The sequence below is a fragment of the Burkholderia sp. AU31624 genome (assembly GCF_020420065.1).
Taxonomy (GTDB): Bacteria; Pseudomonadota; Gammaproteobacteria; order Burkholderiales; family Burkholderiaceae; genus Burkholderia.
Genome location: NZ_JAIZRT010000002.1, coordinates 1,088,979 through 1,108,806 on the forward strand (window position 1 = coordinate 1,088,979; position 19,828 = coordinate 1,108,806).

The window sequence follows — 19,828 nt, forward strand, 5'->3', positions numbered from 1 at the left end:
GCGTCGGCCCCGCCTCGTTCACATCTTCTCGACTTCCAGCAGGGTTCGCTTGCCTTTCACGTACTTGTAAAGGGAGATGGTGCTGTCCTTCAGGTCGCCGTGCTCGTCGAACCGGATATTGCCAATCAGCGTGTTCAGATTGGTCGCGGGCATGGCGGACAGGATGCCGGCGCGCGTGATCGAGTTGGCGCGTTTCATCGCATCGGCGATCACGTAAACGGCGCTGTACGCAACCGGCGAGTAGACCACTGGATCGTGGCCGTACACGGCCTTCAGTTCCTTGCTGAACGCAGCGCTGCCCGCCATCGCGGACAGATCGCCGCCCGCGACGGAACAGACCAGATTGTCGGCGGCGTCGCCGGCCAACCGGGCCAAATCGGTCGTGCAGACACCGTCGCCCGCCAGGATCCTGGCGCGCAGGGCCAGTTGCATGGCCTGTTTGGCGAAGGGGCCGCCGGTGGCGTCCTCTCCGCCATACATGATGGCGTCGGGGCGTTCGGCCTTGATCTTGGTCAGGATGGCCTTGAAGTCAGTGGCCTTGTCGTTGGTCGCATCGCGCGATAGCACCTGGATGCCTTCGGCCTTGGCGGTCTTCTCGAACTGGTCCGCAAGACCCTGGCCGTAGGCCGTGGCGTCGTCGACGATCGCGACCGTCTTGACTTTCTGGTTTTTGGCGTATTTCGCGAGGGCGGGGCCCTGCTGGGCATCGGTGCCGATCACGCGGAAGGCGGTCTTGTAGCCTTGCAGTGTGTACTGCGGGTTGGTGGAGCCCGGCGTGATCTGCGTGACGCCGTTGTCGCGGTAGATTTTGGACGCGGGGATGGACACGCCGGAGTTCAGGTGGCCGATCACGGCCACGACGCCATCGTCGACCAGCTTCTGCGCGACGTTCGTACCGATCCTGGGATCGGCCTGGTCATCCAGCGACTCGACCTCCAGGATGACCTTTTGACCGCCGATGACCAGATTGCCGGCCTTGTTGATCTGCTGGACGGCGAGCTTGGCGCCATCGGCCGCATCCTGGCCCATGTGAGCAATGTTGCCGGTCAGCGGTTCGGCGCTGCCGATCTTCACGATCACGTCCGCGAGAGCCGCTTGACCGTAGACCATGGCAACGCAGGCGAGTGTCAGCGCGGCGTTGCCAGGTTTGAGTTGAGATTTCATTTGCTTAGCCTCTTGTTGAACTGGGTTGCTGTTGAAAATGCATGCGGCGTCTCCTGTCGAAGTCGCGACGTTGGCGACGTTTCCGAATGTGAGTATTCGTCAGAGCAGCCCATCACCCGAGGAAAGACTGATTAGCATTCCGTAGCGTTATGGTCGGGAGCCTGGCCGCTGGTTAGCGGCCCGTCTGCTCCTTGGGGCTCCTGTTTCTAGAAAGATTATCTAGAATTAAATAAAATGTATTGTAGGGGTAAACGCTTGGTATTGTCCGGCATCGACCAGAGGCTGAACGACTGACTGATGGACGGGAGGTAGGTCCAGATTGGAAGAAGCACAGCGTCTCGGTCCACGCAGTTGACTTGAACGCAACGTTGATCGCTGGATCGACCGGGGATATTTGGCATTGCCGCGCCAGCAGGTACGTGCTGCTGGCGGCACCTCAGGCCTGAATGCGATCGGGATGACGCGAAGTCTCGAAGACCTCCAAAGCAGCCGCCATTCCGTTAAATACACGCGGCCGATGTGGGCCTACAACATGCCAGCCACCGCTGCCAGCCAAACGTTGTCAATAAGTTCAGCCTTTGCCGGAGCATCGCGAACAATGAAAAAGGCCCGGGAGCATTGCCCGGGCCTTTCGTAGATGAGGTGCGGACAACGCTTACCGCGTCAGCGCCGTAAACCCTTCCAGCAACCGCTCGACATCAGCCGCCTGAATCGCGCCCATCGTCGAAATCCGGAACAGTTCCTTCGACAGCCCGCCTTGCCCCGCGTAAATCACGAAGCCACGTGCCTTCAACCCGTCGTGCAGCGTTTCGTACGTCACACCTTGCGGCAACCGATAAGCACGCAGCACAACCGACGATTCACCTTCCGGCAGCACCAACGGCATCCCGCGCGCCGCAAGCCCGGCTTGCGCCTGATCGGCGAGCGCCTTGTAATGCGCATGCCGCGCACGCCAGCCGCCAGCCTCGTCAAACTCGCGCAGCGCCTCGACGAGCGCGTAATACGCATGCACGGAAGGCGTGAACGGCGTATTGCGCTGATCCTGCAGCTTCGCGAGACGACCGAGATCGAGGTAGTACGTACGGCTCGCCGCATTCGCGAGCGCACTGCGACGCACGATCACGAACGCAGCGCCCGGCACGCCGTGCAGGCACTTGTTCGCGGTCGCAGCCACAGCATCGATATCGCCACCAGCAAAATCGATCGCTTCCGCCCCAAAGCTGCTGACGCCGTCGACGAGCATCTTCACGCCACGCGAACGGCAGACTTCCGCGATCGCGCCGAGATCGTTCAGGCGACCCGTCGTCGTTTCGTGATGGATCACAGCGACGTGCGAGTAACCACCCGCGTCGAGTCGCGCACCGATTTGCGCAAGATCAGGCGCCTGCATCCACTCGTGCTTGAGCACATCATGCGCGATCCCATACTGCGTCGCGATCTGCGTGATCCGCTCACCATAGACACCGTTCTCGATCACGAGCAGCTTGCCGTCCTTCGGCACGAGCGCGGCGATCATGCTTTCAACGGCAGCGGTACCCGAGCCCGTCATCAGCACAGCCGTCCACTCGGCCGGATCAAGCTCATACGCAGCAACGAGACGCGCACGCGCTTCATCCTGCAGATCGAAGAATTCGCTTTCGCGATGGCACAGGTCGGGTTGCAGCAGGCTGCGGCGCACGCGTTCGGTGAGCGTGACCGGGCCGGGGTTCAGCAGCAGCATCAATGGGCTCCTTCAACGTGGGCTTCGGTCTGCGCGGCGCCGATGTGCCGCATCAGACGGGTCTTGACCTCGACCGGCGTGACGGTCGGGCGGGGCAGGCCGTCGGGCACGCCGGTGCGGATTGCCAGTCGCACGAACTGTGCACCGTCGGCCGACGAAGCAAGCGCCGTATCGAGCACGTCCAGCGTGTCGCCTTCGACCGCCGACGCATACCCGCACGCGGCAGCCACACCCGCGAACGAAACATGTTGCGACACGGTGGCCTGGCCACCCGTCGATTCGTGCGCGCCGTTGTCGAGCAGCACGTGCGTGAGGTTGGCCGGGCCGTAGGTGCCGAGCGTCGCGAACACGCCCATGCGCATCAGCGCGGCGCCGTCGCCGTCGACCGCGACGACACGCAGGTCGGGGCGCGCAAGCGCGAGACCGAGCGCCATCGGCGTCACGCAACCCATCGAGCCGACCATGTACAGCTGGTTCGGGCGATCGTCGATGGCGTAGAGTTCGCGGCCGCAGAAGCCGGTCGACGCGAGCACGACGGTCGATTCGACCGGCGTGTGCGCGATCACGCGCTGCAGCGCGTCCTGGCGGGTCGGCCAGGCTTCGGCCGACGCGGCGCGCGACGACGCTTGCGCGGCGACATGCGCACGCGGCTTCGCGGCCGGGTTCGATTTCAGTTCATACGGCGCGACGCTGCCTTTCTGCATCACGAGCGCGTACGGGCGGCCCGTCGCGTCCATGTGCGCGATCGCGCGGTCGAGTGCCGGGCCGACCTGATCGGGGTCGGTCGGGAACGTCTCCCACGGGATCTCCATCGTGTCGAGCATCGCGGGCGTGATCGGGCCCATCAGCGCGTGCTGCGGCTCGTCGGCCACGCCCGGCTGGCCGCGCCACGTGACGATCAGCAGCTGCGGCAGCCGGAACGTCCACGTGAGCGACGTGAGCGGGCTCACCGCGTTGCCGAGCCCCGAGTTCTGCATCATCGCGATCCCGCGCTTGCCGCCGAGCGTCGCGCCCGCGATCAGCGCGACCGCGTCGCCTTCGTTCGCGGCCGACACGTAATTCAGCGTCGGGTCCTGCAGCACGTAATTGATGAACGGCGTCAGGTACGAGCAGGGCACCCCCGCGTACCAGTCGAAACCACGCGCGCGCGCGGCCTCGACGAACTGGGCCGCTTCGATCATTGCGCGCCCCCGTTGCCGGCACCCGGTTCGGACAGCGGCGTCTGGCCGTGCGCGAAGTCGCCCGCGCGGCGGAAGTCCTCGAGATCGTTGACGCCGCGCCAGTGGCCGTGCACGTACTGCACCTCGATCTTCTCGCCGGCGGCGATCAGTTCGTTGAGCAGCGACGGGATATCGAGCGTGTCGAAATCAGGGCGCGCCTGCAGCGTCGCGAGCATGGCCTTCAGGCGATCGACACCGGCGCCGCGCACGTTCAGCAGGCCGATCCAGCGGCCGTGCGGCGTGCCTGCGGCGACGTCGCTCGATACGCGTTGCAGGTACGTCTTCTGGCCGAACAGGCCGCGATCGTCTGCGGCGGAGCAGAGCGCGAAATCGCGCACGCTCTGGTTGGTCTCGGTGAGCGACGAATCGACCACCACGCTGAACTCGGCCTCGCTCTCCGCGAGGTCGCGCACGATATAGCTGCGGAACAGCAGGTCGCCGTACGAGATCACGGTGTCGCCGGTCAGGCGGTCGGCCGCGCAAGCGAGCGATGCGAGTTCGCCCGTCTGTGCATGGCGTTCGTTGACGACGAGCTTGATGCCCGACGTGTCGATCGCGTCGGCGCGATAGCCGCCGACCACGGTGATGTCGTTCACGCCGTGCGTCTTGAAGCCGTCGACGAGCCAGCGCAGCAGCGGCTTGCCGGCGACCGGCAGCATGACCTTCGGCTTGTCTTCGGTCACGGCTTCGAGGCCCTTGCCGCGGCTCGCGGCGAGCACGATCGCCGCGTTCGACGCGCGCGACGACGACGACAGGTAGATACGCTCGGCCGCCGAGTATTCGTCGGCGTCCTGCAGGCGGAAGATCTCGTTGACCGATGCAACGCGGTCCTCGACGTTGATCAGCGTTTCGCTCTCGTGGATCTCGCGCGCGGTCGCCTGCATCGCGGATGCCGATGCGCGGATCAGGTGGTTCGCCCAGATCACGGTGCTGATGCCGGCCTGGCGGAACACGTCGGTCGGCGTGCTGTAGTACTTGGTCGGCACGATCACGAGCGGCGCCTTGCCGCTCCATTCGCGCGCGAACTGCAGGATCTCGTCCGGGCGTGACAGCTTGCTGTGGATCAGGATCGCGTCGGCACCGGCTTCCGCGTACGCGTTCGCGCGGCGCAGCGCCTCGTCCATGCCCCAGCCCGCGATCAGCGCTTCGACACGCGCGACGATCGAGAAGTCGGGATCGGTCTGCGAATCCTTGCCGGCCTTGATCTTGCCGCAGAACTCGTCGATTTCCGCGAGCGGCTGGCGCTCGCCGCCGATGAAGCTGTTGGTCTTCGGGAACTGCTTGTCCTCGATACAGACGCCCGCGATGCCGCGCTGCTCGAGCTTCTTCACGAGGCGGCGCACGTTGTTGAAGTTGCCGTAGCCGGTGTCGCCGTCGAGCAGGATCGGCAGGTCGCTCGCGTCGGCCATGAATTCGAGCACGTCGACGACCTGGGTCCAGCTCGCCTCGTTGTTGTCACGCACGCCGAACTGCGCGGAGATCGCGAGGCCCGATGCCCAGATGCCCTTGAAGCCGGCTTCGCGGACGATCCTTGCGGACAGGCCGTTGTGCGCTTCCATCAGGAATTCGAGGTCGCTGCTGACGAGCATGCGGCGCAGGCGTGCGCTGCGCGATTCGGTGAAGTTGGGTTCGCGTGCGTTCATCGTGCGACTCCTGCGGTAGTGCGTTGAATCAGGGGAAGGATTTCCTGCGTGGCGCGGGCGACGTCGTTCGGGAAGTCGATCTCGATCCACGGCGAGCCGGTGACGTCGGCGACGTCGAACGAGTGACCGCCTTCGAGCAGCAGGTCGCGCACGGCTTCTTCGTGCGGCATGTTCGCGCGGCCGCTGTCGACGTAGCCCGCGACGATCGTCGCGAGGCGGCGTGCGGTGCCTTCGGTGAAGCGGAAGAAGCCGACCGATTCGCCGATCGTGTCGTAGTCGAGGTCGACTGCAAGCTGCTTGCGCAGCTCGACCGGCACGCCGTTCTTCAGGCACAGCTTGACGGGCTCGTCGCCGGCTTCGAAGTCGCGATCGATCAGCAGGCGGTCGACCGCCTTGTCGGAGTCGGCCACCAGCGCGTGCAGGATGTTCTCGTCATACAGTACGTCGGCGTCCATCAGCAGCACGTCGCCGCCGCGCGTCATCGCATCGGCGATGGTATGCACGGTCAGCACGCTGCCGAGGTCGTAGCGGTCGTTGATCACGATCTCGGCCTGGCGGCCGAGACGCTTCAATTCCTGCTCGACCTTCTCGTGCTGGAAGCCCAGCCCAAGCACGATCTCGTCGACGCCCGCGGCATCGAGTACGCGCAGATGGCGCTCGAGCAGCGACACGTCGTCGAAGCGCAGCAGGCACTTCGGGAACTGCGCCTCGGGCGGTTGTTGCAGGCGCAAGCCGAGGCCTGCCGCAAGAATGATGGCTCGCATGGGTTCTCCAACCAAAAAGCCGGCGGATCTGAACGATCAGTCGGCGAGCGGCTGCGGCGCACGGCGCCGCTGCCAGTTTCTTTCACTGAAATGCAGATAGAGCAGGCCGGGCAGGCCGAGCGCGAGTTCGCGCGCGCGTTTCGCAAGCGACAGCGCGAGCGCCGCGTCGGGCGGCAGTCCGACCAGCGGCGCGAGCAGCAGGTAGCCGCCTTCCTGCGCGCCGAGCGAGCCCGGGATCGCGAAGGCCGCGCCACGAATGGCCTGGCCGACACTCTCGAGCAGCAGCGCGTCGAGCCAGCTCACCGGGTGCCCGAGGAAGTGCAGCGCGAGCCACACTTCGGCGGTGCCGACGATCCAGCCGAGGAGACTCAATGCGAACGTCTTCGCGACTTTCGCACGATCGCGGTACAGCGCGCCCACTGCGTCGTCGATCGCATCCGCGCGGGTGGCCAGCGACGACCAGTCGCGCGGGCCGAGCAGCTTCGACGCGAGGCGCAGGCCGCGGCCGAACAGCCCGCGCCGCTGCGCCGCATAAAACGCGATGGCGAGGGCGCCGAGCACGCCGGTGGCGATCAGCGCGGGCGTGCGCAGATGCGCGACCGATTCGTGCGTCGCATACAGGCTGAACGCGGCGATGCCGATCAGCGCGAACGCCATCTGCGCGAGCGCCTGCATCGTCGTGCTGACCGTGACGGCTGCCGCCGCGTCGGCCATCCGCGTGCCGCGCTGCGCGAGGTGGCGCACCATCAGCACGGGGCCGCCGATCTGCCCGGCGGGCAGCAGGCTGTTCACGGATTCGCCGACCCAGCGCGCGCGCAGCGCGTTGCCGAGTTCGGCGCCCGGCTGGCCGGGGCGGAACATCACGGAGATCGCGATCGCGTCGATCGCGAGCGGCACGACGTGGAATGCCGCGACGAGCGCGAGCCCCCAGCCGGCCGCGAGGAACGTGGACGCGACCGCGCCGACGCCCTGCCAGGCCAGCAGTGCAATGAAGAGTGCGGTCCCGAGGGACAGCAGGATCAGGCCGGCGCGTGTCATGACCCGGTCGTGCGTCGCGTTGCCAGTTGCTTGAACACCTGGCGGAAACCGAAATACGCGATCGCGTCCTTCATGTTCGAGATGAAGCGCTTCCACGGCCGCATGCCGGGGTTCGTCACGTATTCGAACGTGAGCGACACGCGCATCTCGTTCTGGCCGAGCGGCGTGATGCGGTGGCGCAGCTTGTCGCCGTCGAACAGCACGATGCCGCCGTCGGCGATCTGCACGGAGCCGGGTTCGTCGGCGACGTCCGGATTGCGCGTGTGCAACTCGTAGTCGAGCCGGCACGACGATTCGTCGATCACGCCGATCAGCAGCGTGTAGCGGCGGCCGTCGTAGTACGACGTGTCGTAATGCCAGCCGATGTGGTCGCCGGGCTTCGTGTAGTAATACAGCGCGTACGCGTGCGGATCGTCGTCCGGCGACAGCATCAGCTTGTCGCCCGTGACTTTCTCGAGGAACGAGATCAGGGCCTTCGAGCGATACAGTTCGGCGATGTACGGCGCCTGCTCGTCGATCGTATGACGGCTCACGCTGCCGCCCTGCTTGTGGCCGGGCAGGTAATTGCGGTTCAGGCCGGCCTGCATCGCGCGGGCGGCGTCGGCCAGCTTCGCGTGCGCGTCGGCCGGCAGGAAGGTGTCGAGATAAAGGAACGAGCCCTGGCGCGTGTAGTCGCCGCGCAGGCGGTCGAGGTCGAGCTGGCCGACGCGGTCGGCCACGGTGCGATCGGGGTCGGCCGCGGCCGCGCGCACGGGCGCGGGGCGTGCCGGGCTCAGCACGGAGTCGTCGCGCGTGCTAGGAGTCATTTGGAAGCCTGGATTTCGGTTGGGTTCTGCGCGGCGGCCGGGTTCTGCGGGAGGTTGCCGCGCCGGACGATGCGCCACCAGTCGAACACGACCCACGCCGCGAACAGCGGGGCGCCGATCGACGCCGCGAGCAGGAACGGCTCGACGCCGTCGAACAGCGTCACGAGCGGCAGCAGGTACAGCACGTCTTCGGTCTCGAAGCCGCCGGCGAATGCCTGCTTGGTGCCGGCCTTGCCAGCGAACGATTCGATCCGCATGCGCAGGAAGAAGATCAGCGCGACGGCCGCGCCGGCCACCGCGCCGAGCAGCACCGGCGACGCAGCCATCTGGCCGCCCTGGGCGACGATCCCGACGCCCATGCTGACGAACAGCGCGACCGTGACGAGCGCGTCTGCCGCGAGGTCGTAAAAATGACCGATCTTGCTGGATTTGCCGCTGATGCGCGCGAGCTCGCCATCGGTGTGATCGACGAAGTTCGACAGCACGATCAGGAACGCGCCTGCATTGCTCCAGCCGAAGCCGCCGTGCGCGAGGCACCAGGCGCCGGCGAGGCCGATCAGCAGGCGAACGGTAGTGAGGTGATTCGGGGTGACGGGTGTGTCGACGAGCGGTCGGACAAGCGAGCGCGCGAGCCGCGCATCCCAGGTGCGTGGCAGGGGCGGTTCGGAACGTGTGGCGGTTTTTCTTTGGTCCATCGGCGAAATATATACGGAATTGTAATTTGGTGCTTTTTATTCGATCAATGTCCTGACATGAGGGAGTGTTACCGCGTCTTGCGGCGATCGGCCGGCCGAAAAGCGCGTGCGCGAAAGGGCGGCCAGACGGGGCGGCGGCATCCGTATTCCAGTGTGGTTCGCATCGAGCGACTGTCAAGGACGGACGGGCCTCACAGGCCGGTGCGGCGGTGCTTTTCCCGCTTCCCGCCGCGCGTCGCGCGTCGCGTGCGCGCTTGACGTGCGTCAGGTCGGGACAAGCCGCATCGGGTGACAATTGGCCGCGCCGGACGGGCGTCGGTCATTGCCGATCCGCAGGTGATAAAGCGCGGTGGAAATTCATCGATTGATGCGCATGAGTTGTCGATCGGCGACCGGTCGTTCTGCCCGATGCTTTCGCGCACCTTTCGTGTGCATCCGATTTAAATGGCGCGCCTGTCACAGAACGGTCGTTCGATACCCGGCAAATCCGGCAAGGATCTTTTGCATTTGGCGGACATTTCGCGGCGACGGCCTCTGCGATACTCCGACCGTGCCTGTGGTGCCGGCCGCCCCTCGCGGCCCCAAGGGCTTCATGTCGCTCAGGAGACACCCCCCGCGACGTCAACGACAGACCCCACGCGTCAGAAACCAGCCATGTCTTCATCACGCATCCTCGCTCCCGCCCTGCGTTCGCTCGTCCGCACCGCCGACGAAGCCGCCGCGCTGATCCGTCCCGGCATGACCGTCGCCATGAGCGGCTTCACGGGCTCCGGCTATCCGAAGGCCGTCCCGGCCGCGCTTGCCGCCCACATCGACGCGGCGCACACGCGCGGCGAGGACTTCCGGATCAACGTGCTGACGGGCGCATCGACCGCGCCGGAACTCGACGGCGCGCTCGCCCGCACCAACGGCATCTCGATGCGCCTGCCGTACCAGTCCGACCCGACGTTGCGCGACAAGATCAACGGCGGCGAAGTCGACTACCAGGACGTCCACCTGAGCCACGTCGCGCAGTACGCCTGGTTCGGGCTGTACGGCGATCTCGATGTCGCGATCGTCGAAGTCGCGGGCATCCGCGAGGACGGGCTGCTGATTCCGTCCGCGTCGATCGGCAACAACAAGACCTGGCTCGAACGCGCGAAGCACGTGATCCTCGAGGTCAACTCGCGCCAGCCGCTCGGCCTCGACGGGATGCACGACGTCTATTACGGCACCGCGCTGCCGCCGAACCGCAAGCCGATTCCGCTGACGAAGTGCGACGACCGGATCGGCGAGCCGTACCTGCGCTGCCCGGCCGACAAGATCGTCGCGATCGTCGAGACGGATGCGCCGGATCGCAGCAATGCGTTCTCCGCGCCGGACGCGACGTCCAAGCAGATCGCGCTGCAACTGATCGACTTCCTGCGCCATGAAGTGAAGCGCGGCCGGCTGCCGGAAAACCTGCTGCCGCTGCAGTCGGGCGTCGGCAACATCACGAACGCGGTGCTCGCGGAGCTCAGCTCGGCCGGCTTCTCGAACCTGACCGCGTACACGGAAGTGATCCAGGACGGCATGCTCGACCTGCTCCAGGACGGCACGCTGAGCTTCGCGTCGGCCACCGCGCTGTCGCTGAGCCCGGCCGCCGTGCAGCGCTTCGCCGACGAAATCGCGACGTTCCGCGAGAAAATCGTGCTGCGCCCGCAGGAGATCAGCAACCATCCGGAACTCGTGCGCCGGCTCGGCTGCATCGCGATGAACGGGATGATCGAGGCCGACATCTACGGCAACGTGAACTCGACGCACGTGATGGGCACGAAGATCCAGAACGGCATCGGCGGCTCGGGCGACTTCGCGCGCAACGGCTACCTGTCGTGCTTCATGTCGGCGAGCACCGCGAAGGGCGGTGCGATCTCGCGGATCGTACCGATGGCGAGCCACGTCGACCACACCGAGCACGACGTCGCGGTGGTCGTCACCGAGCAGGGTCTCGCGGACTTGCGCGGCCTGTCGCCGAAGCAGCGCGCACGCAAGGTCATCGCGACCTGCGCGCATCCCGACTACCGGCCGATGCTCGAGGATTACTTCGAGCGCGCAACGCGCGAAAGCTTCGGCAAGCACACGCCGCACCTGCTCGCCGAGGCGCTGTCGTGGCACGAGCGCTACGTGCGCACGGGCACGATGAAGGCCTGACGCGAAGCGAGGCGGGCGCGCGCCGCGCGTGCGCCCGTCAATCCATCGCCGCGTGCGCGATCTCCACGCTCGCCGCCTTCTGCGGCGGGCGAATCAGCAGCAACAGCGGAATCATCAGCAGCGTCGCGACGAACATCAGCTTGAAGTCGTTCAGGTACGCGATCATCGACGCCTGCTGGTTGATCGTGCGGTCGAGCAGCGCGATGTCGACGCGGCTGCCGGCCATCGCCTGCACGGCCGGGTTGAACGGCGTGATGTGGGTTGCGAGGTCGGCATGGGCGACCTGCGTGTTGCGCGTCATCAGCGTCTGCACGATCGAGATGCCGATACTGCTGCCGATGTTGCGCATCAGGCTGTAGGTGGCCGTGCCGTCCGCACGCAGGTCGGGCGGCAGCGTCGAGAACGACAGCGCGCTCAGCGGCACGAACACGAGCCCCAGCCCGAAGCCCTGCACCACGCCCGGCCACACGATGTCCGCTTCGGACAGCACGACCGTGTACTGCATCATCTGCCACAGCGCGAGTGCGGAAATCGACAGCCCCGCGAGCAGCAGCATCCGCGCATCCACGTATTTCAGCAGCCTGCCGACGAACAGCATCGCGATCATCGTGCCGGCGCCGCTTGGCGCGGTGACGAGGCCCGTGGTCGCGACCGGGTAGCCCATCAGGTTCTGCAGCATCGGCGGCAGCAGCGCGCGGGTCGCGTACAGCACCGCGCCGACCACGAAGATGAACAGCGTGCCCGTCGCGAAGTTGGGGTCGCGCAGCAGTTCCGACTTGAAGAACGACGCCTTGCCGACGGTCGCCGTATGCACGAGGAAGAACGCGAAGCTGAGCGCCGCGACGATCGCCTCGATGCGGATCTCATACGAGCCGGACCAGTCGAGCTGTTCGCCGCGGTCGAGCATCGCCTGGAACGCGCCGATCGCGAGCGCCAGCGTCGCGAAGCCGAACGCGTCGAACTTCACGTGCGGGCGCGGCGCGCGCGCGGGCAGGAAGGTCATCACGCCGGCGAGCGCGAACGCGCCGATCGGCACGTTGATGAAGAACACCCAGCGCCAGTTGTAGCTGTCGGTGAGCCAGCCGCCGAGCGTCGGGCCGAGGATCGGGCCGACCATCACGCCCATCCCCCAGATCGCCATCGCCTGGCCTTGTTTCTCGCGCGGGTTGATGTCGAGCAGGATCGACTGCGACAACGGCACCAGCGCGGCGCCGAACACGCCCTGCAGCAGGCGCGCGCCGACGATCTGCACGAGCGTCTCGGACAGCCCGCACAGCGCCGACGCAACCGTGAAGCCCGCGATCGACACGATCAGCAGCCGTTTCACGCTGAGCCGGTCGGACAGCCAGCCGGTGAGCGGCGTCGCGATCGCCGCGGCGACGATATACGAGGTCAGCACCCACGTGATCTCGTCCTGCGACGCGGACAGCGTGCCCTGCATGTGCGGCAGCGCGACGTTCGCGATCGTGCTGTCGAGGGTCTGGATCAGCGTGGCGAGCATGATCGACAAGGTCAGCATCGGCCGGTTCAGGGCGGGCGAGGCGGGGGCGTCGGCGGCGGCGTTCAAGCGGGTGTCTCCACGGGGGCGGTCGCCGTGGGCGGCGATCCGGTATGGCTGGAATTATAAGCACGCTTATTATATATCCGCTTATCGCCGAAGCATGGCCGGCTTGACCCCTATAATCGCCGCATGGACAAGACTTACGAGAACCGGATCGGCTATCTGATCGCCGACGTCGCGCGCCTGAACGGACGCCTGTTCGACCGACGCGCGAAGCGCATCGGGCTGACACGGGCGCAAAGCCGCGTGCTCGCGTACCTGACGTGGAAGGGCGAGATGAATCAGGCGCGCCTCGCCGAATGGCTCGAGATCGCGCCGATCTCGCTCACGCGGTTGCTCGACCGGATGGAAAGCTATGGCTGGATCGAGCGCATCGCGAACGACGACGACCGCCGCGCATTCGTGATCCGGCTGACCGACAAGTCGCGCGAGATCTTTCCGCAGATGCTCGAAGTGGGTGACACCGTCGCCGACGACGGGCTGCGCGGCTTCACGCCCGACGAGCGCGATACGCTGGTGCGGCTGCTCGGGCGCGTGCGCCACAACCTGATCGATTGCGGCGGGGAGTGAGGTGGCCCGCCGTTCGGGCGGGCTGGATGAACGACTTGAAAGCACCGGGCGGCAGCGCGCGAGCACGCGGCGTTGTCGCCGCCGTTGCGCGGGTGCCGATGCCCGGCGTGGCCTTCGTCGGGCTGGCACACGAGACGATACGCTCGTCATGTTCGACGAAGCGCTTGCGTGGGTATCGACGTCGGCTCGGTTGAGCCGACGCTAGCTGTTACGGCCTTGGTGAGTCCATGTGCTCAACGGGCCAGCGCCGCGAGCGTGTACGCCGCCAGATAAAGCCCCACACCGTAGGACAGATGCGTGATGAGACTGCGCCGGCGCGCGACGCCCGGGTTCGGCGTGCGCGACGCCGCGATGCCGAAGCCGAACGCGGGCTGCATCACGAAGAACGGTGCGACGACGCTGGCGAGGCCGGCGACGAGCGCGGGGAGCGGGGTCGGCGTGCCGATCCATGCCGTGCCCGCGATCGCGACGGGCAGCGCCGCGAACACGATGCCGATCGCGTAATGCGCGACCCAGCCGAGCGCGCGTTCGCCGGGAACGGGTGCCGCGGCGACGATCGACGCATGCCGGAACCGGCCGTGCATCATGTGGCCGACCCAGCGGCCGACCAGCGCATAGTCGAGCGACGGAATGCCGAATGCACGCCGCCGGAGCAGTGTCCACAGATCCATCACGAGCGTGGCGCCCGTGCCGATCAGCAGCAGGTCGGGCAGGACGTCGGGCAGGCTCATCGCGTCCCTCCGCAGAGAAGGGAACAGGCTGCGCGGTGCAGCGGAATACGGCGTGGTTTCAACGGTTTCATGGCGATCCGGGCTTGTCTTCATCGAGTCGAACGACTATCTTGCAACCTCAAGTTCACTTGAGGTCAAGCATGAGCCGGCTGGACATTGCAGAGGTGGCGCGACGCTCGGGATTGCCCGCGTCGACGCTGCGCTACTACGAGGAAAAAGGGCTGATCGTCCCGATCGGCCGCCACGGGCTGCGGCGGCAATACGACGAGTCGGTGCTGGAGCATCTGGCGCTGATCACACTGGGCCGCGAGGCCGGCTTTTCGCTCGACGACATCCTCGCGATGGTCGGCACGGACGGCCTGCCTGCGATCGATCGCGCGAAGCTCGACGGCAAGGCCGACGAACTCGACCGCACGATCCGCCGTCTCGGCGCCGTGCGCGATGCGTTGCGGCATGCGGCCGTGTGCCCGGCATCGAACCATCTCGAATGCCCGTCGTTCCAGAAGCTGCTTCGGATCGCCGCGCATCGCCATCCGGCCCGCCGTACGAAGACGGACGGCGCGTAGGCGGCGAGTGTGCACCGGCGGGTTGGCCGATGGCAGGGTGATGCGCAGAGTCATGCGGTGCCAGACATCGCAAACTGGAACAACAGGGTTGCAGCGTGTGGATTTTGCTTGTGTTTCCTGCCGCGTATGCGGCATCGCGGGTCGCGCCGCATTACGGGGTGCTCGCCGGGCTCGCGACGGTGGCCGTCGTGATGGTGACGCCGCAAGTGCTGCTGGCGTTGGGAATCGATTGGGTGACACGGCGGCGCGGAGGCATTGAACCGCCTGTCACGACCGCTCCGCCTGTACAGACCGATAGTCTGGAGGACGAACTGGATGACGGGCCCGACGACGCACCCGATGTGCCGTTTCGATACGGCGAGCGTGCACGATTCAAGCAACTGGTGCTGATCGCCGACGCCGTGCGGTCCGACGTCACGCGCAGTTTCTACGACAAGGCGAAGTGGACGATCGAAGCGTACGTGGATGTCGAGACGGGGCGCGACGGTTCGGGGGCGGCGATGGTGTCGACGGCCGAGCTGGCCCAGGAAGACGCCCCGACCGTCGTGCTGCCGGACGAAATGCTGACCGTGTTCGTGTCGAACGACGGCGCGTGGTCGGGGTTCCGCGTCGGCGACGACAGCTTCCGGTTCCGCCACGGTGCAATCACGAGAATGCAGCTCACGCAGGTGATTCCGGTTCGCTGGAAGGGCGGCTACATGGTGAAGTTCTGGTTCGACGTACCGAAACGGAACAGTCAAGACGATTGCGGGCCGCATTCGACCTGGTTCTATCTCGCGGCAGACTATTCCGGCCGCCGATCGCGCGCGCTCACCCATGCATGTCGCGAGATCGCGTCGGTGCTCGGCGTGGCGTTCGACGTCGACGAAACCGGCGACGACTGAGTCATCCCGCGTAGTACACGCGGCATTCCTGCTCGCGCCCGCGCACGATGCGCTTGCCGACGAGCGCGCCGTACGTTTCGGTGAAGACGGTCCGCTGATGCTCGCGTTGCAGGGCGTCGTAGAAATAGAGCGACACCCAGTCCGTCGGGCGGGACGCCTCCGGCGTGCGCATCGCGGCATGCAGGCACAGCGCGGTGAAATGCCAGCCGCCCTTGGTCATGTGCATCACGGGCAGCGGCACGGAGTCGTCCGCATTCGGGCGCCGATGCGCGGTGACGCGTTGCACGACGCCAGGCGTCGGCAACACGCCGGCGGCGGCCTTGTTGCGGTACAGGCGGTCGATGTAGAGCAGCAGTTCGACGGGCGGCTCCGTGCCGGGGCCGGCGTCCTGCACGTGGCCCTGCCAGCGCCGGCGGCGGCTCAGCACGTCGTCGAGCGCGGCGCGGATGCCGGCCGCGCGCCGCGGGCCGACGCCCGAGATCGTTTCGAGCTGGCCGTTGCGGGCCGCGCGTTCGAGTTCCTCGAGCGTATCGATGTGCAGCAGGTCGTGAATGCGCAGCGCGAGCGCGTGGCCGATGCCCGGCACCGCTTCGAACGCGGAGGTGCGTTCGGCGTCGCCGCACAGCCGGTCGAGCTGGCGCCAGCGCCCCGTCACCAGCAGCTCGGCAATCGCCTGGGCGACGCCCGTGCCGACCTCGGGCAGCATCCCGAGCGCATCGACGCCACCGGATTCGAACAGGGAGCGGATGTCGAGGTCGAGCGCGTCGACCGTCTCGGCCGACGCGCGGTACGCGGCGACCCGGTACGGATTCGCGCCCTGGTCAGCCAGCCGCTGCGCCGCCTCGCGCAGGCAGGCCGCGATATGCCGGTTTTCCTCGAACGTTTGGCTGGCGGTCGTCTGCATGGCGAGGGACCTGGGGACGCACAAACGGAATGGACACGGCGAACGATGCGCCGGTCGGCCTTTCATCATTGTCGCGACACGCGATGAAGAAAACTTGACGCACGTCAATGGCAAACGTAGCACAGGTTCGACGCGCACGGTCGTGCCGGAAAGCGGCACGACCGTGCGTCGCGTGAGGCGGTCACGCGTCGAGGAACGACTGCGCGTTTTCGGCCTCGGCGGCCGTGCGCAACGCGGCGAGCGCCCGCTTCTCGATCTGCCGCACGCGTTCGCGCGACATGCCCGCGTCCTGCGCGATCGCGTCGTAGGTGTCAGGCTCGGCGCCGCCGAGCCCGAACCGCCGGCGCAGCACGTCGGCCTCGGCCGGCGAGACCGACCGGAGCAGCGACCTCACGCATTCGCGCATCCGCGTGTCGGCCAGTTGCTCGAACGGGCTGGCCGACGCCTGGTCCTCGATCAGCTCGACGAGACCGGTGTCCGCGTCGGGCAGCGGCGCGTCGAGCGACACGGGCTCGGCAGGCAGCGCGAGCACCGCGCGCAGCTTGTCCTCGTCGAGGCCGGTTTCCGCCGCGAGGTCGGCCGGCGTCGCCCGGCGGCCCGTGCGCTGCCGAAAACGCAGCGCATGCCGCTGCACCCGCTGGTACTGGTCGCCGACGTGCACGGGCACGCGGATCGTGCGAGCGCGATCCGCGACCGCGCGCGCGATCGCCTGGCGGATCCACCAGGTCGCGTAGGTCGAGAACTTGAACCCGCGCCGGTATTCGAATTTCTCGATCGCACGCATCAGGCCGAGGCTGCCGTCCTGCACGAGATCGGGCAGGTCGACGCCGCGGTTCATGTACTTGCGCGCGATCGACAGCACGAGCCGCAGGTTCGCCTCGAGCATCGCGTGCGTGGCGTCGCGCACTTTCTGCTGGCCGTCCGTCAGCGCCGCGGCGAGTGCCCGCCGCGCGACCGTGTCGAAGCAGGCGGCTTCGCCCGTCGCGGCGTGATGCGGCGCGGACACGAGCGCGCGCACGACGTCGCTCGCGTCGTCGACGGCCGGGGCGACCCACGCGATCGAGCCGAGCAGGGCGGCCACGTGGTTGCGTGCGTCACGGTATTCGTCCGAACGGTAGCCATGCGCGTGTAACGCGCCGCGCAAGGCCGCGGCGGCCGCCTGCAGCGCGTCGTAGCTGGCCGGCGCCGGCGTGTCGCCGGCGTCGTCATCGGACGACCCGGCTGCGCGGGTCGAAGCCGGGGCGCGATGACGCGCAAGCAGCGCGTCCACCGCCGCCGGATAGCCGGCGAGCGCATGCAGGATCTGGTGGCGGCCCGTCTCGATTTCGCGCGCCAGCACGATTTCGCCTTCGCGCGTGAGCAGCGGCACCGCCTGCATGCGGCGCATGTAGAGGGCGAGCGGATCGGTCGATGCGCTCGTGCCGCGTGCGAGGTCGCCGAGCATCGCGCGGCCTTCGTCGAGCGCATCGCGATCGACGTCGACAGGCGCCGAACCGGCGAACGGCGCAGGCGCGGCCGGCTCGTCGAGCACGGCGATGCCGATGTCGGCGAGCGCGGCGCGCACGACGTCGAGCGCGTCGGGGCTGTCGCTTTCGGGCGGCAGCGCGTCGACGAGGTCGGCGTGGGTCAGATAACCCTGTTCGCCGGCGAGCGCCAGCAACTGGATGATCGGATCGAGCGGCGTGTCCGCCCGGGGAGTGGGCCGTGGCGTAGTCATGTCGATGGCGGCGTGAGCCGCGTTCCTGTCTGGGCGGGCCGAAGTCCGCTGGTTTCGGGCCGCCGGTTGCTCGCGAACCCCGTCCGCGCCGGCCAGCCTGACATCGTTCAAGTTGAGGGCATTTGCGCGAACTTCAACGCGGGTGCGGCAGACGTGCCAGCATGCGGCGTGCCCGCGCGCCCGTCCGGTGCAGGAAACAAAAAGTAACCGATCATACCGAGCGGAAATCTGCAGGGGACGTAAGCTAGAGTCAGGCGCGCGCCTGGCGGCGACGCGTGGATTCTGCCGGAGCAATCGATGACCCCGATTCCTGCCGCGAGGTATGCGGTATTCGCATTGACGACGCTGGCCCTCGGCGGCTGTTATTACACGAGTCCGTATGGCTATGCGCCGTACTACACACCGGCGCCGGCCACGCTGACGCAGCGCGAGATTCCCGTCACGCCGGCTGCGCCGGCCACCACTGCGCCGGGCCCGGCTGCGACGGCGGTCGCGCCGCCGGTGGTCGATCCGGCGCTCGTCTACGTCGCGCCGGCCTATCCGCCACCGTATCCCTATCCGTATCCGTACTATCCCCCCGCGTATTACCGGGGCTGGTACGGCTGGGGCGCACCGGCGATCTCGGTCGGCTTCTGGGGCGGATGGGGCGGCGGCTGGCGTGGACGCGGCGGGTACGGGCATCGTCCGTGGGGCGGCGGCCACTGGGGTGGCGGCTGGGGCGGGCATCGGCACTGACCGGCGCGCGGCGGCACCGCGCGGGAGAGCATCATGAGGAACACGATTGTCCGAAGCCTGTGCGTCGTTCTGCTCGGCCTGGCGGCCGTGCCGGGTATGACACAGGCACAAAGCACCGGCTACACGAATTCCCCGGCCGAACTGTTCGCCGGGCCCGCGCCCGACTATCCGGTCGTCGCGCAGATTCCGCCGGGCACCGCGCTGGACGTGTTCGGCTGCCTGAGCGACTACACATGGTGCGACGTCGCACTGCCGGGCGTGCGCGGCTGGATCGACGCGCAACTGATCGACTATCCGTACCAGGGCGGTTACGCGCCGCTGGTCGAATATGGCGCGATCATCGGCGTGCCGATCACGGGGTTCGCGATCGGTGCGTACTGGGATCGCTACTACCGTCACCGGCCGTGGTTCCATGACCGCGATCGGTGGGAACACCGCGCGGAACCGCGGCTCGGCCCGGGCGGCATGCCGCCGGGACAGGGGCGCGTGCCGCCGGGACAGGGGCGCCCGCAACCGGGCGGGCTGCCGCAGGCCGCACCGGGCGGACCGCCGCCCGTGCATGACACGCGGCCGTCCGCTGCTCGCGGCGGCTGGAACGGCGCGATTCGCACGCCGCCGCCGGCTGCGCCTGCACCCGCGCCTGCGCCGATGCCGGGTGCAGCCGGCAATCCGCGTCCGGCAGCGCCGCCGCCGGCCGTCATGCGTCCGCCACCGGCCGCCGTCATGCGTCCGCCTCCCGCGCCGGGCGGTGACGGCCGCGCGATGCCGGTACCGGTGCACCCGGGCGGTGGTGGCGGTGGTGGCGGCGGTTACGGCGGCGGGCGACCGCAGGGTGGCGGGAACGGCGGCGGAAGCCACGGTGGTGGCGGAGGCGGCGGCCCGGAAGAATTCCGTCACTGACGATGCCGATGCATTCGGTCGGCGCAGGACGAAAAAAAGCC

Annotated in this window: 18 protein-coding genes; 6 read left to right on the top strand and 12 right to left on the bottom strand. The window is 67.5% G+C overall.

Annotated features, from left to right (window positions below; all coding sequences use genetic code 11):
- Window positions 1–18: 18 nt before the first annotated feature.
- From LGM89_RS10135 to LGM89_RS10170, 8 genes are all read right to left on the bottom strand, one after another.
- Window positions 19–1,164 carry a branched-chain amino acid ABC transporter substrate-binding protein gene (locus LGM89_RS10135; protein ID WP_413226760.1) on the bottom strand — a complete coding sequence of 382 codons (1,146 nt, stop codon included), beginning with the start codon at window positions 1,162–1,164 and terminating at the stop codon, window positions 19–21.
- 655 nt (window positions 1,165–1,819) lie between these two features.
- Entirely contained in the window at window positions 1,820–2,884 is a 1,065-nt protein-coding gene (locus LGM89_RS10140; RefSeq protein ID WP_226272982.1) for a 2-aminoethylphosphonate aminotransferase, read from the bottom strand.
- Complete coding sequence (aepY, locus tag LGM89_RS10145; protein WP_226272983.1) at window positions 2,884–4,065, bottom strand: phosphonopyruvate decarboxylase; 1,182 nt, start codon at window positions 4,063–4,065, stop codon at window positions 2,884–2,886. The genes LGM89_RS10140 and aepY overlap by 1 nt, the downstream gene beginning before the upstream one ends.
- The gene (gene aepX, locus LGM89_RS10150) at window positions 4,062–5,747 is read right to left on the bottom strand and encodes a phosphoenolpyruvate mutase (RefSeq protein ID WP_039357130.1); all 1,686 of its coding nucleotides are present in this window, start codon (window positions 5,745–5,747) and stop codon (window positions 4,062–4,064) included. Before aepX ends, aepY begins: the two co-directional genes overlap by 4 nt.
- Window positions 5,744–6,511, bottom strand: coding sequence for an NTP transferase domain-containing protein (locus tag LGM89_RS10155; protein WP_226203736.1), 768 nt, complete (start codon window positions 6,509–6,511; stop codon window positions 5,744–5,746). The genes aepX and LGM89_RS10155 overlap by 4 nt, the downstream gene beginning before the upstream one ends.
- 36 nt (window positions 6,512–6,547) lie before the next feature.
- On the bottom strand, window positions 6,548–7,549 hold the full coding sequence (locus LGM89_RS10160; RefSeq protein ID WP_226272984.1) for an HpnL family protein: 1,002 nt from the start codon (window positions 7,547–7,549) through the stop codon (window positions 6,548–6,550).
- Window positions 7,546–8,355, bottom strand: coding sequence for a 2OG-Fe(II) oxygenase (locus LGM89_RS10165; protein WP_089442773.1), 810 nt, complete (start codon window positions 8,353–8,355; stop codon window positions 7,546–7,548). The genes LGM89_RS10160 and LGM89_RS10165 overlap by 4 nt, the downstream gene beginning before the upstream one ends.
- The gene (locus LGM89_RS10170; RefSeq protein ID WP_089442772.1) at window positions 8,352–9,050 is read right to left on the bottom strand and encodes a CDP-alcohol phosphatidyltransferase family protein; all 699 of its coding nucleotides are present in this window, start codon (window positions 9,048–9,050) and stop codon (window positions 8,352–8,354) included. Before LGM89_RS10170 ends, LGM89_RS10165 begins: the two co-directional genes overlap by 4 nt.
- Before the next feature lie 654 nt (window positions 9,051–9,704).
- Here LGM89_RS10170 and LGM89_RS10175 point away from each other — a divergent pair.
- A complete protein-coding gene (locus LGM89_RS10175; RefSeq protein ID WP_226272985.1) occupies window positions 9,705–11,219 on the top strand; it encodes an acetyl-CoA hydrolase/transferase family protein in 1,515 nt (504 codons plus the stop codon).
- 37 nt (window positions 11,220–11,256) lie between these two features.
- On the opposite strand, the gene LGM89_RS10180 is transcribed toward LGM89_RS10175, so the two are convergent.
- Entirely contained in the window at window positions 11,257–12,786 is a 1,530-nt protein-coding gene (locus LGM89_RS10180; RefSeq protein WP_226272986.1) for a DHA2 family efflux MFS transporter permease subunit, read from the bottom strand.
- Window positions 12,787–12,909: 123 nt separating this feature from the next.
- Between LGM89_RS10180 and LGM89_RS10185 the strand changes: the two genes are divergently transcribed.
- The gene (locus tag LGM89_RS10185; RefSeq protein ID WP_047850156.1) at window positions 12,910–13,350 is read left to right on the top strand and encodes a MarR family winged helix-turn-helix transcriptional regulator; all 441 of its coding nucleotides are present in this window, start codon (window positions 12,910–12,912) and stop codon (window positions 13,348–13,350) included.
- A gap of 233 nt (window positions 13,351–13,583) precedes the next feature.
- Here the strand turns inward: LGM89_RS10185 and LGM89_RS10190 are convergent, their stop codons facing one another.
- Window positions 13,584–14,081, bottom strand: coding sequence for a DUF2938 domain-containing protein (locus tag LGM89_RS10190; RefSeq protein ID WP_226272987.1), 498 nt, complete (start codon window positions 14,079–14,081; stop codon window positions 13,584–13,586).
- A 140-nt stretch (window positions 14,082–14,221) separates the two neighbouring features.
- On the opposite strand from LGM89_RS10190, the gene LGM89_RS10195 reads away from it, so the two are divergent.
- Together LGM89_RS10195 and LGM89_RS10200 are read left to right on the top strand one after the other, a co-directional pair.
- On the top strand, window positions 14,222–14,647 hold the full coding sequence (locus tag LGM89_RS10195) for a helix-turn-helix domain-containing protein (RefSeq protein ID WP_226272988.1): 426 nt from the start codon (window positions 14,222–14,224) through the stop codon (window positions 14,645–14,647).
- A 95-nt stretch (window positions 14,648–14,742) separates the two neighbouring features.
- The gene (locus tag LGM89_RS10200; RefSeq protein WP_226272989.1) at window positions 14,743–15,531 is read left to right on the top strand and encodes a hypothetical protein; all 789 of its coding nucleotides are present in this window, start codon (window positions 14,743–14,745) and stop codon (window positions 15,529–15,531) included.
- Window position 15,532: 1 nt separating this feature from the next.
- Here LGM89_RS10200 and LGM89_RS10205 read toward each other — a convergent pair whose 3' ends face one another.
- Window positions 15,533–16,435: a helix-hairpin-helix domain-containing protein gene (locus tag LGM89_RS10205; RefSeq protein WP_226272990.1), complete on the bottom strand. Its 903-nt coding sequence runs from the start codon at window positions 16,433–16,435 to the stop codon at window positions 15,533–15,535.
- A gap of 181 nt (window positions 16,436–16,616) precedes the next feature.
- Entirely contained in the window at window positions 16,617–18,152 is a 1,536-nt protein-coding gene (locus tag LGM89_RS10210) for a sigma-70 family RNA polymerase sigma factor (protein WP_226272991.1), read from the bottom strand.
- A gap of 297 nt (window positions 18,153–18,449) precedes the next feature.
- Here LGM89_RS10210 and LGM89_RS10215 point away from each other — a divergent pair, with 297 nt between their 5' ends.
- Together LGM89_RS10215 and LGM89_RS37155 are read left to right on the top strand one after the other, a co-directional pair.
- Window positions 18,450–18,887 (top strand): hypothetical protein, encoded by a 438-nt coding sequence (locus LGM89_RS10215; RefSeq protein WP_226272992.1) that lies wholly within the window; start codon window positions 18,450–18,452, stop codon window positions 18,885–18,887.
- A gap of 33 nt (window positions 18,888–18,920) precedes the next feature.
- Window positions 18,921–19,787: an SH3 domain-containing protein gene (locus tag LGM89_RS37155; RefSeq protein ID WP_264172480.1), complete on the top strand. Its 867-nt coding sequence runs from the start codon at window positions 18,921–18,923 to the stop codon at window positions 19,785–19,787.
- The last annotated feature ends 41 nt before the right edge of the window (window positions 19,788–19,828 follow it).